Raw genomic sequence first — 15,222 nt, forward strand, 5'->3', positions numbered from 1 at the left:
TCGTCAAGGAGAGCAAGGACGTCGACCTGACCGCCTGATCCGCGTCACCGGTGGGGCCGGGCACCGCACAGGTGCCCGGCCCCACCGCGCTCGGTCGATGCCGGACGAGACGTGGCGCTGCTGCGCGCCCACCTGAGCGCCGCGACGGGCGCGAGCGGGAGGTTGTCGCGACCACCGGGCTGTCGATGTGCCGTTCGTCGAGTGGCACCGGCGACAACCTCCCGCTGGGGACGAGAAGCTCCCGCTCGATACCGTGGCCTGCATGACCCGGCCCGACGCGGTTCCCACCTTCACCATGCGCCAGCTGGCGGCGTTCGTCGCCGTCGCCGAGACGGGAACGATCAGCGGCGCCGCCGAGCGGCTGCACCTGTCGCAGTCCGCGCTGTCCGCGGCGCTCACCGACCTCGAGAAATCCCTCCAGACGCAACTGGCCGTGCGACGGCGGGCGCGGGGCGTGCAGCTCACGGCGATGGGGGAGGCGGTGCTCGCCCGCGCCCGCGTGCTGCTGCACCAGGCGAGCGAACTGCAGGCCGACGCGGTGGGCGCGGGCGGCAGCGTGGCCGGACCCGTCGCCATCGGGTGCTATCCCGCCCTCGGGCCGACCGTACTGCCCGGGCTGCTCGCCGGATTCACCCAGCGCTTCCCGCGGGCGCGGGTCGAGTTCCGGGAGGACACCCAGAACCGGCTGCGCACCCAGCTCGACAACGGCGAGCTCGACCTCGCGATCGTCTACGACCTCGAACTGTCCGTGGAATGGCGCAAGGCGACCCTGATGACGCGCGAGCCGATGGTGCTGCTCGGCCCGGACCACCGTCTCGCCGGCGGGAACGGTCCGGTGCGGCTGGCCGACCTGCGCGACGACCCGATGGTGCTGCTCGACGCGCCGCCCAGCAGCAACCACGCGATGGAGGTGTGCCGGGGCGCCGGGTTCGCGCCGCGCGTCGCCTACCGCACCTCCAACTACGAGACGGCGCGAGCCTTCGTCGGCCGTGGCCTCGGGTGGACCCTGTTGCTGCAGCGGCCCCCGCTCGACGTGACGTACGAGAATCTCCCGCTCGTCGTCCGGCCGCTCGTCGACCCGGTTCCGGATTCGGTCGACGTGGTCGTCGCGTGGCATCAGGATTCGATGCTCAGCCGGGTGACACGAGCATTCATTCACTTCGCCTCCACCGCTGGGACACCGAGTGCACGGCCCTGAAGTGCGGTTATCCCGAGTACCACGGATTTTCCGGGGAAACAGCGCGAATAGTTGAGCTTTTCAACGGCTTGTGATGGGGGTCATGCTTGCCGGGTCCGCCGTGACGCGGGCCGCATCGTGAAAGGCAAGCACCCATGACGATCACCGCACCGGCGCCCTCGCCGGAGGTACTGCAGCGCAAGGCCCGCAAGGCCGCGCTCGGCAGCTTCGTCGGCACCGCGATCGAGTGGTACGACTTCTTCATCTACGGCACCGCCGCGGCCCTCGTGCTCGGGCCGCAGTTCTTCCCCGGAACCTCCGAACTGGCCGGCACCCTCGCCGCCTTCGCAACCCTCGCCGTCGGCTTCGTGGCCCGGCCCATCGGCGGCATCGTCATGGGTCACTTCGGTGATCGCGTCGGCCGCAAGTCGATGCTCGTCACCTCGCTGCTGCTGATGGGCTTCGCGACCGTCGCCATCGGCCTGCTGCCCAACTACGCCGCGATCGGCGTCGCCGCCCCGGTCCTGCTGGTGGCCCTGCGCTTCGTCCAGGGCCTCGGCGTCGGCGGCGAATGGGGCGGCGCGGTCCTCGTCGCCACCGAGAACGCCCCGGTCGGCAAGCGTGGCCTCTACGGCGCCGCGCCCCAGATCGGCGTCCCCGCGGGCGTCCTCCTCGCCAATCTCGTCTTCCTGCCGCTGACGGCCGTCCTCGACGATGCCGCCTTCGCGGCCTGGGGCTGGCGCGTGCCGTTCCTGCTCAGCGCCGTCCTCGTCGTCGTCGCCATGTGGATCCGGCTCGGGCTCGAGGAGAGCGCCGACTTCGAGGCGAGCCGCGATGCGGCCGGTGAGGTCAAGCTCCCGCTCGCCGAGGTCCTCGTCAAGCACTGGAAGACCGTGCTGCTCGCCGGCGGCACCTTCGTCGCCACCAACGGCATCGCCTACGCCTACATGGTCTACGTCCTCAAGTACGGCGAGGCGGAGCTGGGCTTCGGCAAGTCCACGATGCTGTTCCTGCTCATCGCCTCGTGCCCGTTCTGGATGGCCGGCATGGCGATCAGCGCCTACAAGTCCGACATCATCGGCCGGCGCCGCGTCTACATCATCAGCTCGAGCGCCCTCGTGATCGTCGCAGCCCTGTTCTTCCCGCTGATGGACACCGCGATGCTGCCCGTGATGCTCGTCGCGATGATCGCCCTCGGCTTCGTCCTCGGAGCCTGCGCCGGACCCCAGTCCGCCCTGTTCGCCGAGCTGTTCCCCGCCCACATCCGCTACAGCGGCGCGTCGCTCGGCTACCAGATCGGGGCGATCCTCGGCGGCGGCCTCGCCCCCATCGTGGCGACCTCCCTCTTCGCGGCCTTCGGCACCTCGCTCGCCGTCACCGCGTACTTCGTGCTGATCGCGCTCGTCAGCCTGGTCAGCATCCTTCTTCTCCGTCACCCCCACGACCCGGCGGTCGCGGTGGCGCAATCCCGTCGGTCCGAGCAGGAAGTGGCCTGAGACATGTCGACCTACTACCAGCCCCGCAAGTACCCCGCCTCCGACTTCGCGTCGATGCAGCCCGACGCCGAGGCGCTGCCCGTGGTCGTCGTCGGCGCCGGACCCGTCGGCATGGCCGTCGCCCTCGGCCTGGCCCAGCGCGGCATCCCCGTGACGATCCTCGAGGCGGCAGACCAGGTCTCCTTCGGCAGCCGCGCCATCTGCATCTCCCGGCACAGCCTCGAGGCCGCCGCACGCCTCGGCTTCGGTGCCGAACTCGAGAAGATCGTCCTGCCCTGGGTCGGCGGCCGCAGCTTCTACCGCGACCAGCAGGTGCTGCACTTCCGGATGCCGCAACGCGAGTTCGACGTGCGACCGCCGATGATCAACGTCTCGCAGTCCGAGTACGAGCAGATCGTCGTCGACACCATCGAGCAGAACCCGCTGATCACCCTGCACTGGCAGGCGAGCATCGCCGGCATCCTGCGGGACGACGATCAGGTGACCCTCGAGGTCGACACCGCCTTCGGCAAGCGCCACCTGCGGGCCGCGTGGGTCGTCGCCGCCGACGGCGGCCGCAGCCGCATGCGGGAACTCGCCGGTCTGCGACTCGAGGGCACCAACTACGAGGGCCGCTACGTCATCGCCGACATCCACTGGGAGTCGGAGCTGCCCGCCGAGCGCATGGTCTGGTTCGATCCGCCGAGCAACCCCGGCTCGACGATCATCATGCACAAGCAGCCGAAGAACATCTGGCGCATCGACTACCAGCTCGATCCGTCCGAGGACGCGGAGATCGAGACCCGGGAGGACGCCATCCGGGCCCGCATCACCAAGCACCTGGACTGGCTGCAGAACGACCTGCCCTGGACGCTCGAGTGGCATGGGTTCTACTGCGCCCGCGCCCTTGCGCTGCGCGAGTTCACCCACGACCGCATCCTCTTCGCCGGCGACGCCGCACACCTCGTGCCGATCTTCGGCGTGCGCGGCCTGAACTCCGGCATGGAGGACGCCGAGACGCTGGCCTGGCAGCTCGCCGCCGTCGTCCACGGCAACGCCGATCGCGCGCTGCTGCAGGCGTACTCGATCGAGCGGCACGACGCCTGGGAGCAGAACGTCGCGAACGCCGGCAAGTCCACCCTCATCATGTCCCCGGGAACCCACGGCTACCGCACCACCCGCGACGCCGTGCTCGCCCTCGCCGTGAACCGCCCCGAATTCGGGGAACTGATCAACCCGCGCCAGTCCAGCGCCACCCACGCCCGGCTGTCGCCGCTGACCTGGCCCGTCGCGGAGGGCCTGACCGGGGTCCTGCCCGGTGACCCCGTCGAGGACCGCCGCGTGCGGGTCGCCGCCGTCGGCGGCAGCACCGAGTCGTCGCTCAACGCGGTGCGCGGCAACGGGTTCGCGGTCGTGGGCTTCGGTCTCGACGCCGCCGGCAGTGCCGCGCTCTCCGCGGCCGCGGCCGACCTCGCCGCCGCACTGGCGCCGGAGAGTGTGCGGGCCGTCGTCGTCGGCGCCGACAGTTCCGGTGCCGACGAGGTCACGGTGCTCGACGCGCCCGACCTGGCCGAAGCGCTCGGTGCGATCGGGGGTGAGGCGTTCGTGATCCGGCCCGACGGGCTGCTGCTGTGCCGGGTGCCGGTCGGCGACCTGTCCGGCGTGGCCGCTGCGCTCCGCGCCGGCACGGCCCCCGAGGGGCCGGCGGTCCCCGCGCGGCCTGCGCAGATCCTCACCGAGGACGAGCAGCGTCGTGAGAACGTCTGGCTCGGTCTGTCCGACGCGCTCGACCAGGTCGATCCGTCCGACCGGGAAGGCTTCCTGGTGCGGCTCGCGCTGCAGCTCGGGTCGCAGGCCGGTCACCGCGAGTTCGAAGAAGCCATCGCAGCGGCGACCGACACGTCGCCGGTGTCCACCCGGGAACTGGCGCCACAGGCCTGATTCCGTCTGGCGACGGCGCCGGCGTCCGGCGATCCCGGGCGTCGGCGCCGTCGTGTCTCAGGCACCCCCTGCGCCGCCGCGTCTCAGGCACCCACCGAGGCCCCGAGCATCGGCCACGCGCGGTGCAGGTCCTCCTGCCAGTAGCCCCAGGAATGGGTACCCACGGGCCGGAAGTCGACGGTGGCCGGGATGCCGAGCTCGGCGAGGCGGCGGGCCAGCTGATGCGTGCACTCGTTGGTGGCGGCCTCGATGATGCCTCCGACGACGACCTGTTCGGCGAGGTTCGCCGGGTCGCCGCCGACGTTCGGATGATCGAGCCGGTCGTACGGACCGGGCAGCCCGGTGCCGTTGGACAGGTAGATCTGCGTTCCGCGCAGCTTCTCGGCGTTGACGTACGGATCGTTCGCCACCCAGGCGGGATCGCCCTCGGGCCCCCACATGTTGTCGGTGTCGCCTCCGCCGCGCACCTCGACGACGAGCTCGACGTAGGTCCGGCCGGGACGGGTGCTGGTCTGGGCGCAGCCGCTGAAGGCACCGACCCCGCGGTACAACCCCGGCGCGGACTCTGCGAGGCTCAGGACCGAAGTGCCCGACATCGACAGGCCCGCAATGGCATTGGCTCCGGTGGTGCCGAGAGCCGCGTCGACGATCGGCGGCAGTTCCCGGGTCAGGAAAGTCGTCCACTTGTTCCGGCCGAGGACAGGGTCGTCCTGCTTCCAGTCGGTGTAGTAGCTGAACGCGCCGTCGAGCGGCAGCACGACGTTGACGTCCTTGTCGGCGAAGAAGTCGGCCACGTCCGTACGGTCGAGCCAGGTGAGGGTGCCGCCGTCACCGCCGCCCGCACCGGCGAGCAGATACAGCACCGGGCGTGGGGCACCGGTGTCCCGCGGCGTCAGCACGGCCACCGGGATCACGCGCTGCATCGACGCCGAGTACACGAACAGGGTGCGCTGCCGGGCGCCGTGCTCCTCGACCCGCTGGATGTACGAGCCACCGGGATCGGGCTGGGCGACCGCGGGTGCGCCGACGAGGAGGGCGGCCCCGATCAGGGCGGCCGAGAGCGCCGCGGTCGTTCGCGAGCGGGACGATCGCGCACGGCGCATGAGAGTCACCTTCGAGGGTCGGCAGGTCCCGGATCTTCGATGCTACGGCGAGAGATGCTGCGACGGGAAAGGGTCCGCACGGGGCATGTGCGGACCCTCGATTCTCCGACGATCAACTACCGAGACTGTCGAGCAGCCGCGCCAGGATTTCCCCGAGGTCGAGGGAGCCGAGCAATTCCAGAATTTGCGCAGACATGCGAGCCCTTTCGTTCGATGTGCGGGTGTCCTTTCCATGTGTAACACGGGGCACGGGCGTGCCGCAGGTGTACGAGGATACCGATCAACCTGTTTTGCCGACCGTCGAGTATCGTCGCTGTTCAGGGTGTTCTTCAACAGAAATAGAATTTTCTCGCAACGTCGCGGACGAGGTGCCGGAGAATTACCGAAATGTTCTGTTCGCGTGAAATACGAGGTCGATCGGAAATGTGATTTTCGGCCCTACAGTCCGTCGATGTTCCGGATGATCCGCGCGGCGAAGGCATCGATGTCGGCCCAGTCCCGGTGATCGCCGTACCGGCCGCCGGCCAGGCGGAACACCACCCGCCCCACGATCCCCGGCCACTGCTCCGGCTCGATCGCGCCGGCGAACGCCCGGTACTCGCGCACGTTCGCCGTCGCCCGCAGCGTGGCCGCCACCTTCGGTTCCCTAATTTTCGGTCGCACCCAGCGGGCGAGGCGCGCGGAGATCATGGCGCTCGTCGTACCGACGGTCTGCACCGAGAACAACCACGCGGGTTTGCCCGCGAGGTGCGCGCGATGCAGATCCGCGAAACGGGCGGCGGGTGCGAGCCACTGACCGTTGTGTACCGAGCTGCCGAGCACGACGGCGGAATGGGCCGACGGATCGACCGGCCCGGCGAGATCGCACAGGTCCGCCTCGTGCCCGGCCTCGGTGAGCCGCTGCGCGATCCGTTCTGCCACGCCGCGCGTCGCCCCGTACGCCGTCGTGTACGCGACCAGTACCTTCACGTGCGCTCCCTCCGCCGGCCTGTCCCGATGATCATCCGGCCGCGCCGGACCTGCCGATTATCCGGCCGCGACGGAAGGCGGCTGCCACGTCCCGGGGAAGCCCGGCGCGTCGGGCGTGTCGAGAAAGCTCGACGCGTCCCGCACCCACCGGTCGCCGGACATCACGCCCAGGTGGCCCACCCCGGGCCGGACGACGGCTCGTCCCCGCGGCACACCGTCCGCCACCTCCCGGAACAGGTCGGCGCCGTAGAACCCGTCCCGGTCACCGCCGAGCACCAGCACCGGACACGTCACCTCGCCGAGCCGGGCGGTCACGTCGAACCGGTCCTCGGCGTCGACGACGACGAGGAAATCGTCGTATCCGTGCCGGGCGCCCGACGGCTCGAGCAGCCATCCCAGTACCCACAACAGCCGGCGCGACCACGGTCGCGCGCCCGTCGTCGCCGCGAGCGCCGCCATCGCCCGTCGCGGGTGCCCCGCCCGCACGGCCGCCGCGGCCCGTCGCTGCACGTCGCGGCCGGGGCCGAGGTGGGCCGCCGAGGCCACGAGCACCAGTCGGCGCACCAGCTGCGGATGGTCGAGAGCCAGCTGGAGCGCGACGCTGCCGCCGGTCGAGACGCCGAGCACATCGACCGGGCCGGGGAAGCGGCCGGGCATCGCCACCGCGTAGTCGTGGGCGAGGTCGGCCATGGTGGTCCCCGGCGGCAGGCCCGGCCGGCGGTTCACCCACCACACCTGCCGCGTCGTAGTCCAGGGCGCGATCTGCGCGAGCTGGGTGCGGCGGTCGAAGCCGCGGGGCTGCCGGTGGTGAGTGGACAAGCCGGGCATGAACAGCAGCGGCGGTCCCGTCCCGGCGCACAGGTAGGGCATGCCCGAGTCCCAGGTGCCCTCCTGCGCTGCGATCACGCCAGCGCCCGGACGATGCTCCGCGCCCAGTCCTCGATCTCCGGCCAGTCCCGGAAATCTCCTTCGGGCAGCAGTTTCCGGCCGGCAGGAAGCTTGCGCATCACCCGCGCCCCGACTCCGAGCGTCTTCGGGTCGAGCGCGCCGAAGAACACGTGATGCTCGCGGGGCGCGATCGCATCGGTCAGCTCCGGCAGTTCCCGCGGGGAGGCGCTCTCCCGCACGTTCTGTCCCTGCTCGTCGACCTCCTCGGTGCCGAGCGGTCCGCTGGTGAACAGCCAGACCGGCCGGGCGACGAGCCCGTCGCGATGCTCGCGGACGAACGCGCTCGCCGCCTTCTCCCAGTGCCCCAGATACGCCGAGCTGCCGACGACGCAGGCGTCGTAGTCGTCCACCGATGCCGCCGCCGGCAGTTCCACCGTGTCCGCCGTGTGGCCCTCCGCCCGGATCACCTCGGCGATCCGCTCCGCGATCCCGGCGGTGGCGCCGTGCCGGCTGGCGTACGCAACGAGAACCTTCATTGTGGTGCCCCTGTCGTCGAGCCGATACTGCCGACCGCTTCCACGATCGGTCTCGCCCGCAGTGCCCGTCAAGGGCATCTCAGCCGAGGGCGTCGAGAGCGTCCTCGATCGGGGTGTCCCCGTTGTTGAACTCGATCGTGCGTCGCACCGTCGCGGGCCGGTGCAGCACCGCAGCCGCGACTGCCGCCACGTCCGCCCGCGAGACCTGTCCCTTGCCGGCGTCCGGGCCGGTCGCGATCCGGCCGGTCGGCGGATCGAGGGTCAGCGCGCTCGGGCCCAGGATCGTCCAGTCCAGGTCCGTGCCGCGCAGGTGCGCGTCCGCGGCTGCCTTCGCTTCGGCGTACGCGTAGAAGCCGTTGTCCTCGGGGACGCCGTGGTCCGGGCCGGCCCCGAAGTACGACACCATCACGTAGCGGCGCACCCCCGCACGCTCGGCCGCCGTCATCGAGTCGATCGCCGCGTCGCGGTCCACGGCGTACGTGCGCTGCGGGTTGCCACCGCCCGCGCCCGCCGACCACACCACCGCGTCGTGCCCCTCGAGCAGCGGCACGAGGTCGTCGACGCCGAGGTGCTCGACGTCGGCCACGACCGGCGTCGCACCCGCAGCGCGCACGTCGTCCGCGTGATCCGGGTTGCGGATCACCGCGGTCACCTCGTCGCCGGCGTCGGCGAGCAGCCGCTCGAGGTGCAGTGCCACCTTTCCGTGCCCGCCGATGATCACGATCCGTGCCATGTCGACTCCTTCCGTCGTCGGCCCGCCCGCCGGACCGCGTCCTTCCCATCGCACCACGGCAACGGTCGTCGGTGGGGGAGCACGGACCGGCGACGTCCGCTCACCGAACGTTCACGCTCCGGGCACCCGCGCGGCAACGTACAACGGGCATGCTGGGGCGATGAACCCTGTCGTCCTGGAACTCCGCCACGTCGAATGCGAGGGCCCGGCCGCGTACCTGCCGGTGCTCGAGCAGTACGCGCAGGTCCACACCGTGCGGCTCTGGCGCGACCCGGTGCCCGCGGCCCTCGACTACGCCGCCGTCGTGGTCATGGGCGGCCCGATGGGCGTCGCCGACGTCGCGACAGTGCCGTGGCTCGGCGAGGAGATCGCCTACCTGCGGGCGGCCGGGGCCGCCGGCATCCCGGTGTGGGGCGTGTGTCTCGGCGCCCAGTTGCTCGCCGCGGCCCTCGGCGCCGACGTCCGCACCGGTCCCCTCCCGGAGGTCGGTGTGTGCGAGGTCGAACTCGCGCACGCCTCGGCGGCCGATCCGGTGTGGGGCGAGCTGCCGGCCACGTTCCCGGTCCTGCAGTGGCACGCCGACACCTTCGACCTGCCGGCGGGCGCGACCCTGCTCGCCTCGTCGCGGGCCTACCCGAACCAGGTGTTCCGGCACGGAAGCAGCTACGGCGTGCAGTTCCATCTCGAGGCCGACGCCGGCCAGCTGACCGACTGGCTCGCGATCGACGAGTACCGGGCGTCGCTCGAGGCGGCTCTCGGGCCCGGGACGGCCGGCGTCGTCGCGGCCGAGTTGCGGTCGGTGCAGCCCGAGACGCTCGCGCACGCCACCGCCGTGATGAAGCGGTGGCTCGAGACGTACGTCGTGTGAACGCACGGATCTCTCGTGCGCCGATGAATTCGTCCGCCTCGCGGAGTCCGAACCTGTGCAATGCTGTCGACAGTGCAGGAGGTGCCCGGTGCATCAGCTGGTGAAGGTTCAGAACTTCGCCGTCTCAGGGGACGGTTTCGGAGCCGGGGAAGGCCAGAGCCTCGAGCGGCCGTTCGGGCACGCGGACCCCGGTTCGATGTTCGCGTGGGCCGGCGCGACCGCGAGCTGGCCCAACCGTACCGACCCGGGCGGGAGCCGGGGCCTCGACGACTACTTCACGCGGGACTTCGCCCACAACATCGGTGCCGAGATCATGGGCCGGAACAAGTTCGGCCCGCAGCGGGGGCCGTGGCAGGACCACGACTGGCGCGGCTGGTGGGGCGGCGAACCGCCCTTCCACACCCCGGTGTTCGTGCTGACCCACCATCCGCGACCGTCGTTCACGCTGTCCGACACCACGTTCCACTTCGTGGACGGCGACCCGGCCACGGTCCTCGCGCAGGCACGGGAGGCGGCGCAGGGCAGGGACGTCCGGCTCGGCGGCGGGGCCACCACCATCCGGGAATTCCTCGACGCCGACCTCGTCGACACCATGCACGTGGCGGTGGTGCCGGCGGTGCAGCTCGGAGCCGGAGTGCGACTGTGGGAGTCGCCCGACGAGCTGCTCGACCGGTTCCACCTCGAGGTCGTGCCCAGCCCGAGCGGAGTGATCCACCACCTGTTCTGGCGACGGTGACACCGGGACGTCAGGTCTGCAGGCCCGCCCGTTCGAGCGCCGCCTCCACCAGGTACTCGGCGATCGCCATCGACGACGTCGCGCCGGGGGAGGGCGCATTGCGCAGGTGCACCACGCGCCCGTGCCCGGTGATGACGAAGTCGTCGACGAGCGAGCCGTCGGCTTCCATCGCCTGCGCGCGAATCCCCCGCGGGCCCGGCAACACATCGGCGACGGTCAGTCCGGGCACGTACTTCGCGGCCTCGGCGACGAACCGCCGGATGCTCACCGCCGTGCGCAACTCGCGCATCGCGGCCGGGACGTTGCGCGCGGCGAACCTGCGGAAGCCGGGGAAGAACACGGCGTCACGCAGGTCACGCAGCGACCGCGACCTGCGGTCGTACGCCTCCCGGCCGGGGGCGAGGAAGGCGTTGGGACCGACCATGATCTGCCCGTCGATCCGTTTGGTCAGGTGGACCCCGAGGAACGGGTACCGCGGATCGGGCACCGGATAGATCAACCCGCGCACCCGTCCGGCCACCTCGGGCCGCAACAGATGGTAGTCGCCGAGGAACGGGACGATCGCGGGCGTCGCGCGATCGCCCGCACCGTGGGCGAGCCGGTCCGACTGCAGGCCCGCGCACGTGATCACCAGGTCGAAGCTGTCCGTGCCGGTGTCGGTGCCGACCAGCACCTCGTCGCCGCGGGGGCGGATCGCCGTGACGGGCGTCGCGAGCCGGACGGTGCCACCCGCCGCGTCGACGTCGGTGGCGAGCGCGGTGGTCACCGCGGCGTAGTCGACGATCGCGGTGTGCGGGGAGTGCAGGGCGGCGATGCCGCGCGCGTGCGGCTCGATGCCGGTGATCTCGTCCGGCCCGATGCGGCGGATCCCGGGCACGCCGTTGGCGACGGCGCGTTCGTGGATGGCGTCGAGCCGGCCGAGTTCACTCTCGTCGAGTGCGACGACGATCTTGCCGCACTCGTCGTACGGCAGGCCGCGGGCGGCGGTGAATTCGGCGAGCAGGTGCACCCCGCGCCGGCACAGGCGCGCCTTGAGGCTGCCGGGTGGGTAGTACAGCCCGGCGTGCACGACGCCGCTGTTGTGGCCGGTCTGGTGCGCGGCGAGCCGGGGCTCCTTCTCGAACAGCGTGACGTCGGCGCCGTGTATCGCCAGCTCGCGCGCGGTGGCGGCCCCGATGATCCCCCCGCCCACGACGGCAGCCCGCAGTGACCCCATGCGCGCCAGCCTACGAGCCCGTGGCCGGATGTCACACCGGTTCGATTCAATCGAACCGGTGTGACATTCGGCCCGCTCGTTCGGCCGACCGGGCCGGCGACGGTGGGGTCAGCGGTTGCGGTCTGAGCTGTAGCCCCACAGCCAGTCGGTGTACTTGTAGCTCGAGGTGTCGCGGGTGCGGAACAGCTCGTTGCGGGCCTCGCGGCCGGCGCCGTCGAGGTGCCACAGGTCGCCCCACATGCGGCCGGTGGTGAGGATGCGGTTGCAGCGCGGGGCGCGCTCGGCGTTGACGTCGCGCAGGATCTTCGGCCAGTTGGCGTTGTCGCCCCGGTAGTCCTCGGCGGCGTAGTCGGCCAGGCACTTGGCGTCCTCGAGGGCCATCACGGCACCGGAGGCGAGGTACTGCAGCGGGGGATGGGCGGCATCGCCGAGCAGGATCATGCGGCCGTCGACCCAGTTGTCGATCGGGTTGCGGTCGAACATCGGCCACCACCGGTCGGTCCACAGGTACTTCAGCGCGGTCTGCACGCTCTCGTGGCAGTGGTCGTAGGCGTGCGCGAGTTCTTCCGGGCTGCCCCACTTCTCCTCGCCGCGCAGGAAGGCGGGCGACTGGAAGACGGCCACCTGGTTGAGCATCTCGCCCTGGCGCAGCGGGTACTGGATGAAGTGGCAGCGCGGGCCGATGTAGCCGACGACGTCCTCGATCTCCTCTTCGAGCGGGACCTCGTTCATCGGGAACGTGCCGCGGAAGGCGACGTACCCGGAGCCGACCGGCTTGTCGTCGGACAGCTTCGGGCGCAGCCGCGAGTGCAGGCCGTCCATGCCGAGGGCGATGTCGCCGACGTGCTCCTCGCCGCTCTCGAGAACGACGCGGACCTTGTCGCCCTCGGTGACGACGTCGTGCACGGCGGCGTCGGTGCGCAGGTCGGCGCCGGCCCGGCGGGCGGCCTCGACGAGGACCGAGTGCAGATCGGAGCGGTGCACGACGAAGTACACGCCGCCGTAGTGCTGCTGGTAGTCGTGGCCGAGGTCGACCTTGGTGAGGATCTCGGCGGTGACGGCGTCGCGGAAGACGAGGTTCTTCGGCAGGACCCCCTTGGAGATGACCTCGTCGTAGACCCCGAGGGCCTGGAGGATGCGCGAGCCGTGCGGGCCGATCTGCAGTCCGGCGCCCACCTCGCCGAACTCCGACGCGCGTTCGAACAGCGTGACCTCGGCACCCCGGAGGGCGAGGGCGAGGGCGTTGGCGACGCCGCCGATTCCGCCGCCGGCGATGAGAACCCGTGCGTCCTTCAGATCGGACATGACACTCCTTGTGGTCGGTATCGAGATGAGGGGTGGATCAGTGGGCGAGGACCGGCCCGCGCGGCGCGTCGTCGCTGACGGGGAATCGCTTCCACACGACGGTCAGCAGCAGCGAAGCGATCAGTGCGCTCACACCGAAGAGGATGAAGTTGGAGTTCGCGCCCAGCCCGGCGGCGAGCAGCAAGCCGCCGATCTGCGGGGCCGCGACGGCGCCGATCCGGCCGACGCCCAGAGCCCAGCCGAGCGCGGTGCCGCGCAGGTGGTCGGGGTAGTAGGAGGCCACTGCCGCGATGATCAGGCACTGGGTTCCGTGGGTGCCGACGCCGGCGAGCACGAAGATCGCGTACACGATCGCGGTGGGTGGGGAGAGCAGCAGGGCGAGCAGCGCGACACCGGCGACGAACGCGGCGACGATGCTCGTGGGCACGGTGCCGAACCGCACGCCGCCCCAGGCGGTGATGAACGAACCGGCCACCGCGCCGAGGTTCAGCGCGAGCGCGAAGGTCAGGGCGCTGCCGAGGTCGGTGCCCTCGTTCAGCATCAGCTTCGGCAGCCAGGTGCCCAGTCCGTACCAGGCGAGCAGCGTCACCACGGTGACGAGGGCGAACATGATGCTGATGGTCCGGAACCGGGCACCGAGCAGTTCGCGGAAACCGCCTCCGACGGGGGCGTCGGTCTTGGAATGCGTGTTGGGCAGGTACTTCAGCGCCAGCGGCACCAGCACGAACAGGGGCACGAGGGCGAACAGGAACATCGGGCGCCAGCCCCAGTTGGGAATGACGGGGATGCCGAGCAGGGCCGCGACGGACCCGCCGATCGGCACGCCCGACATCATCATCGTCGCGACGGCGGCACGCCACCGCGGCGGGACGAGTTCGGCGGCCAGCGCGTTCGACGTGGGGACCAGGCCGCCGAGGCCCAGTCCGGCGATCAGCCGCATCGCCCCGAACATGATCGGGCCGGTCGCGACGGCACAGAGCGTGGTGAACACCGACAACACCACGACGCAGCCGATGACGGCCTGCTTGCGGCCGATCGCGTCGGACAGGCGCCCGGCGAGCACCGCCCCGATCATCATGCCGAGGAAGGCGAGGCTGCCGAGGGTGCCGGCGGTCGCGGCGCTGATGCCCCACTCGTCCTGGAGGCTCGAGATGACGTTGCCGTAGACGATGAGGTCGTACCCGTCGAAGACGACGAACAGCCAGCAGACGATCACGGCGAGCGCTGTCCCGCGATGCAGGACGATCGTGCGGTCGCCGGAGGCGACGGCGTCGGGGGAACTGTGCATGCCTCTACCGTGATGCGCCCCACTACGCCGGTGCAATAAAGTTCTGTTGTGCAGAAAAAACCGGCGGCGTCGAAGAAGGCGTCCAAGACGATCACTCGGCCGTCGTATGCGCTCGAGTCGGTGGACAACGCGCTGCGGTTGCTGCAGATGCTCCGCGACGTCGGCGCGCTGCGGCTCAAGGATGCCGCGGAGGAACTCGGGACGGCGCCGTCGACGGCCCACCGCCTGCTCTCGATGCTGGTCTACCGCGGGTTCGCCGTGCAGGACGAGAAGCGCCGCTACCATCCCGGTCCCGCGATGGGGGTGGGGCCCGCGCAACAGGGCTGGACGCGGGAGCTCACCGACATCAGCAGGCCGCACATGGAGGCCCTGGCGATCCTGACCGGCGAGACGATCAACCTCGTCGTCCGGGTGGGGTCGCAGGCCCGGTTTCTCTACTCCGCGGAGTCCGAGTCGATGCTGCGGGTCGGTGACCGGCAGGGGCAGGTGCTCCCCGCCGAACTCACCGCTGGAGGGCGAATCCTGCTGGCGGAGTTGCCGAGACAGACGCTCGAGCAGCTCTACCTGCGGCCGCCGGAGGAGCCGCACGTCGATCCGCGCCCGACCGTGGGTTACGGGGTGGACCGCCGGCTCGCCCCCGGCGAATTCGAGGTGTTCCTCACCGAACTCGAGGCGGCCCGCAAGGTGGGGTTCGCCGTCAACGTCGAGCAGACGGAGGAGGGGGTCGCCGCCTTCGGTGTCGCCGTCCGCAACGGGCAGGGACGGGCGATCGCGGCGCTCACGGCGGCCGTGCCGGTCACGCGGTACCGCCAGCACCTCAACGGTCCCCTCGTCTCCCGGATGCGGGCGGCGATCCGGGGGATCGAGGTCGAGGTCGCGCACATCGAGTGACGCACGGTGCCCCGACAGCAGGCCCGGCAAATATTCCGTATAGAAGAATTGCATGGGCTGCGCGGGACCGGGGGACCTACGTTGAGATCAACGCCG

At 71.0% G+C, this 15,222-nt stretch carries 14 protein-coding genes; 6 read left to right on the forward strand and 8 right to left on the reverse strand.

The window, feature by feature from the left end:
• Window positions 1-262: 262 nt before the first annotated feature.
• The 3 genes from QYS60_RS18280 (at window position 263) to QYS60_RS18290 (ending at window position 4,593) form a co-directional block, all read left to right on the forward strand.
• Window positions 263-1,198 (forward strand): LysR family transcriptional regulator, encoded by a 936-nt coding sequence (locus QYS60_RS18280; RefSeq protein WP_289380462.1) that lies wholly within the window; start codon window positions 263-265, stop codon window positions 1,196-1,198.
• Between the two features lie 134 nt (window positions 1,199-1,332).
• A complete protein-coding gene (locus QYS60_RS18285) occupies window positions 1,333-2,673 on the forward strand; it encodes an MFS transporter (RefSeq protein ID WP_289380463.1) in 1,341 nt (446 codons plus the stop codon).
• Between the two features lie 3 nt (window positions 2,674-2,676).
• A complete protein-coding gene (locus tag QYS60_RS18290) occupies window positions 2,677-4,593 on the forward strand; it encodes an FAD-dependent monooxygenase (RefSeq protein ID WP_371383858.1) in 1,917 nt (638 codons plus the stop codon).
• An 83-nt stretch (window positions 4,594-4,676) separates the two neighbouring features.
• Here QYS60_RS18290 and QYS60_RS18295 read toward each other — a convergent pair whose 3' ends face one another.
• The 5 genes from QYS60_RS18295 to QYS60_RS18315 form a co-directional block, all read right to left on the reverse strand.
• On the reverse strand, window positions 4,677-5,696 hold the full coding sequence (locus tag QYS60_RS18295) for an alpha/beta hydrolase (protein WP_371383859.1): 1,020 nt from the start codon (window positions 5,694-5,696) through the stop codon (window positions 4,677-4,679).
• Between the two features lie 438 nt (window positions 5,697-6,134).
• Entirely contained in the window at window positions 6,135-6,665 is a 531-nt protein-coding gene (locus QYS60_RS18300) for a flavodoxin domain-containing protein (RefSeq protein ID WP_371383860.1), read from the reverse strand.
• 57 nt (window positions 6,666-6,722) lie between these two features.
• Complete coding sequence (locus QYS60_RS18305; RefSeq protein WP_371383861.1) at window positions 6,723-7,571, reverse strand: alpha/beta fold hydrolase; 849 nt, start codon at window positions 7,569-7,571, stop codon at window positions 6,723-6,725.
• A complete protein-coding gene (locus QYS60_RS18310) occupies window positions 7,568-8,089 on the reverse strand; it encodes a flavodoxin domain-containing protein (protein WP_371383862.1) in 522 nt (173 codons plus the stop codon). The genes QYS60_RS18305 and QYS60_RS18310 overlap by 4 nt, the downstream gene beginning before the upstream one ends.
• Before the next feature lie 79 nt (window positions 8,090-8,168).
• Window positions 8,169-8,822 carry an SDR family oxidoreductase gene (locus QYS60_RS18315; protein WP_371383863.1) on the reverse strand — a complete coding sequence of 218 codons (654 nt, stop codon included), beginning with the start codon at window positions 8,820-8,822 and terminating at the stop codon, window positions 8,169-8,171.
• A gap of 160 nt (window positions 8,823-8,982) precedes the next feature.
• Between QYS60_RS18315 and QYS60_RS18320 the strand changes: the two genes are divergently transcribed.
• Window positions 8,983-9,690 (forward strand): type 1 glutamine amidotransferase, encoded by a 708-nt coding sequence (locus tag QYS60_RS18320; protein ID WP_371383864.1) that lies wholly within the window; start codon window positions 8,983-8,985, stop codon window positions 9,688-9,690.
• An 88-nt stretch (window positions 9,691-9,778) separates the two neighbouring features.
• A complete protein-coding gene (locus QYS60_RS18325) occupies window positions 9,779-10,426 on the forward strand; it encodes a dihydrofolate reductase family protein (RefSeq protein ID WP_289380479.1) in 648 nt (215 codons plus the stop codon).
• 10 nt (window positions 10,427-10,436) lie between these two features.
• Here QYS60_RS18325 and lhgO read toward each other — a convergent pair whose 3' ends face one another.
• The 3 genes from lhgO to QYS60_RS18340 all read right to left on the reverse strand — a co-directional run bounded on the left by lhgO (window position 10,437) and on the right by QYS60_RS18340 (window position 14,235).
• On the reverse strand, window positions 10,437-11,642 hold the full coding sequence (gene lhgO, locus QYS60_RS18330; RefSeq protein ID WP_289380480.1) for an L-2-hydroxyglutarate oxidase: 1,206 nt from the start codon (window positions 11,640-11,642) through the stop codon (window positions 10,437-10,439).
• A gap of 108 nt (window positions 11,643-11,750) precedes the next feature.
• On the reverse strand, window positions 11,751-12,947 hold the full coding sequence (locus QYS60_RS18335; protein ID WP_371383865.1) for an FAD-dependent monooxygenase: 1,197 nt from the start codon (window positions 12,945-12,947) through the stop codon (window positions 11,751-11,753).
• A gap of 37 nt (window positions 12,948-12,984) precedes the next feature.
• Complete coding sequence (locus tag QYS60_RS18340) at window positions 12,985-14,235, reverse strand: aromatic acid/H+ symport family MFS transporter (protein WP_289380482.1); 1,251 nt, start codon at window positions 14,233-14,235, stop codon at window positions 12,985-12,987.
• A 48-nt stretch (window positions 14,236-14,283) separates the two neighbouring features.
• Between QYS60_RS18340 and QYS60_RS18345 the strand changes: the two genes are divergently transcribed.
• Entirely contained in the window at window positions 14,284-15,126 is an 843-nt protein-coding gene (locus QYS60_RS18345; protein ID WP_003936206.1) for an IclR family transcriptional regulator, read from the forward strand.
• Window positions 15,127-15,222 lie beyond the last annotated feature (96 nt).

Source organism: Rhodococcus sp. GXMU-t2271 (assembly GCF_041414735.1).
Taxonomy (GTDB): Bacteria; Actinomycetota; Actinomycetes; order Mycobacteriales; family Mycobacteriaceae; genus Rhodococcus; species Rhodococcus indonesiensis.

What these genes read in the sequence shown, in the direction of transcription:
- QYS60_RS18310 (WP_371383862.1), bottom strand. Translation starts at nt 8,089, where the DNA reads ATGAAGGTTCTCGTTGCGTACGCCAGCCGGCACGGCGCCACCGCCGGG.
- QYS60_RS18295 (WP_371383859.1), bottom strand. Translation starts at nt 5,696, where the DNA reads ATGCGCCGTGCGCGATCGTCCCGCTCGCGAACGACCGCGGCGCTCTCG.
- QYS60_RS18320 (WP_371383864.1), top strand. Translation starts at nt 8,983, where the DNA reads ATGAACCCTGTCGTCCTGGAACTCCGCCACGTCGAATGCGAGGGCCCG.
- QYS60_RS18315 (WP_371383863.1), bottom strand. Translation starts at nt 8,822, where the DNA reads ATGGCACGGATCGTGATCATCGGCGGGCACGGAAAGGTGGCACTGCAC.
- lhgO (WP_289380480.1), bottom strand. Translation starts at nt 11,642, where the DNA reads ATGGGGTCACTGCGGGCTGCCGTCGTGGGCGGGGGGATCATCGGGGCC.
- QYS60_RS18290 (WP_371383858.1), top strand. Translation starts at nt 2,677, where the DNA reads ATGTCGACCTACTACCAGCCCCGCAAGTACCCCGCCTCCGACTTCGCG.
- QYS60_RS18285 (WP_289380463.1), top strand. Translation starts at nt 1,333, where the DNA reads ATGACGATCACCGCACCGGCGCCCTCGCCGGAGGTACTGCAGCGCAAG.
- QYS60_RS18335 (WP_371383865.1), bottom strand. Translation starts at nt 12,947, where the DNA reads ATGTCCGATCTGAAGGACGCACGGGTTCTCATCGCCGGCGGCGGAATC.
- QYS60_RS18340 (WP_289380482.1), bottom strand. Translation starts at nt 14,235, where the DNA reads ATGCACAGTTCCCCCGACGCCGTCGCCTCCGGCGACCGCACGATCGTC.
- QYS60_RS18280 (WP_289380462.1), top strand. Translation starts at nt 263, where the DNA reads ATGACCCGGCCCGACGCGGTTCCCACCTTCACCATGCGCCAGCTGGCG.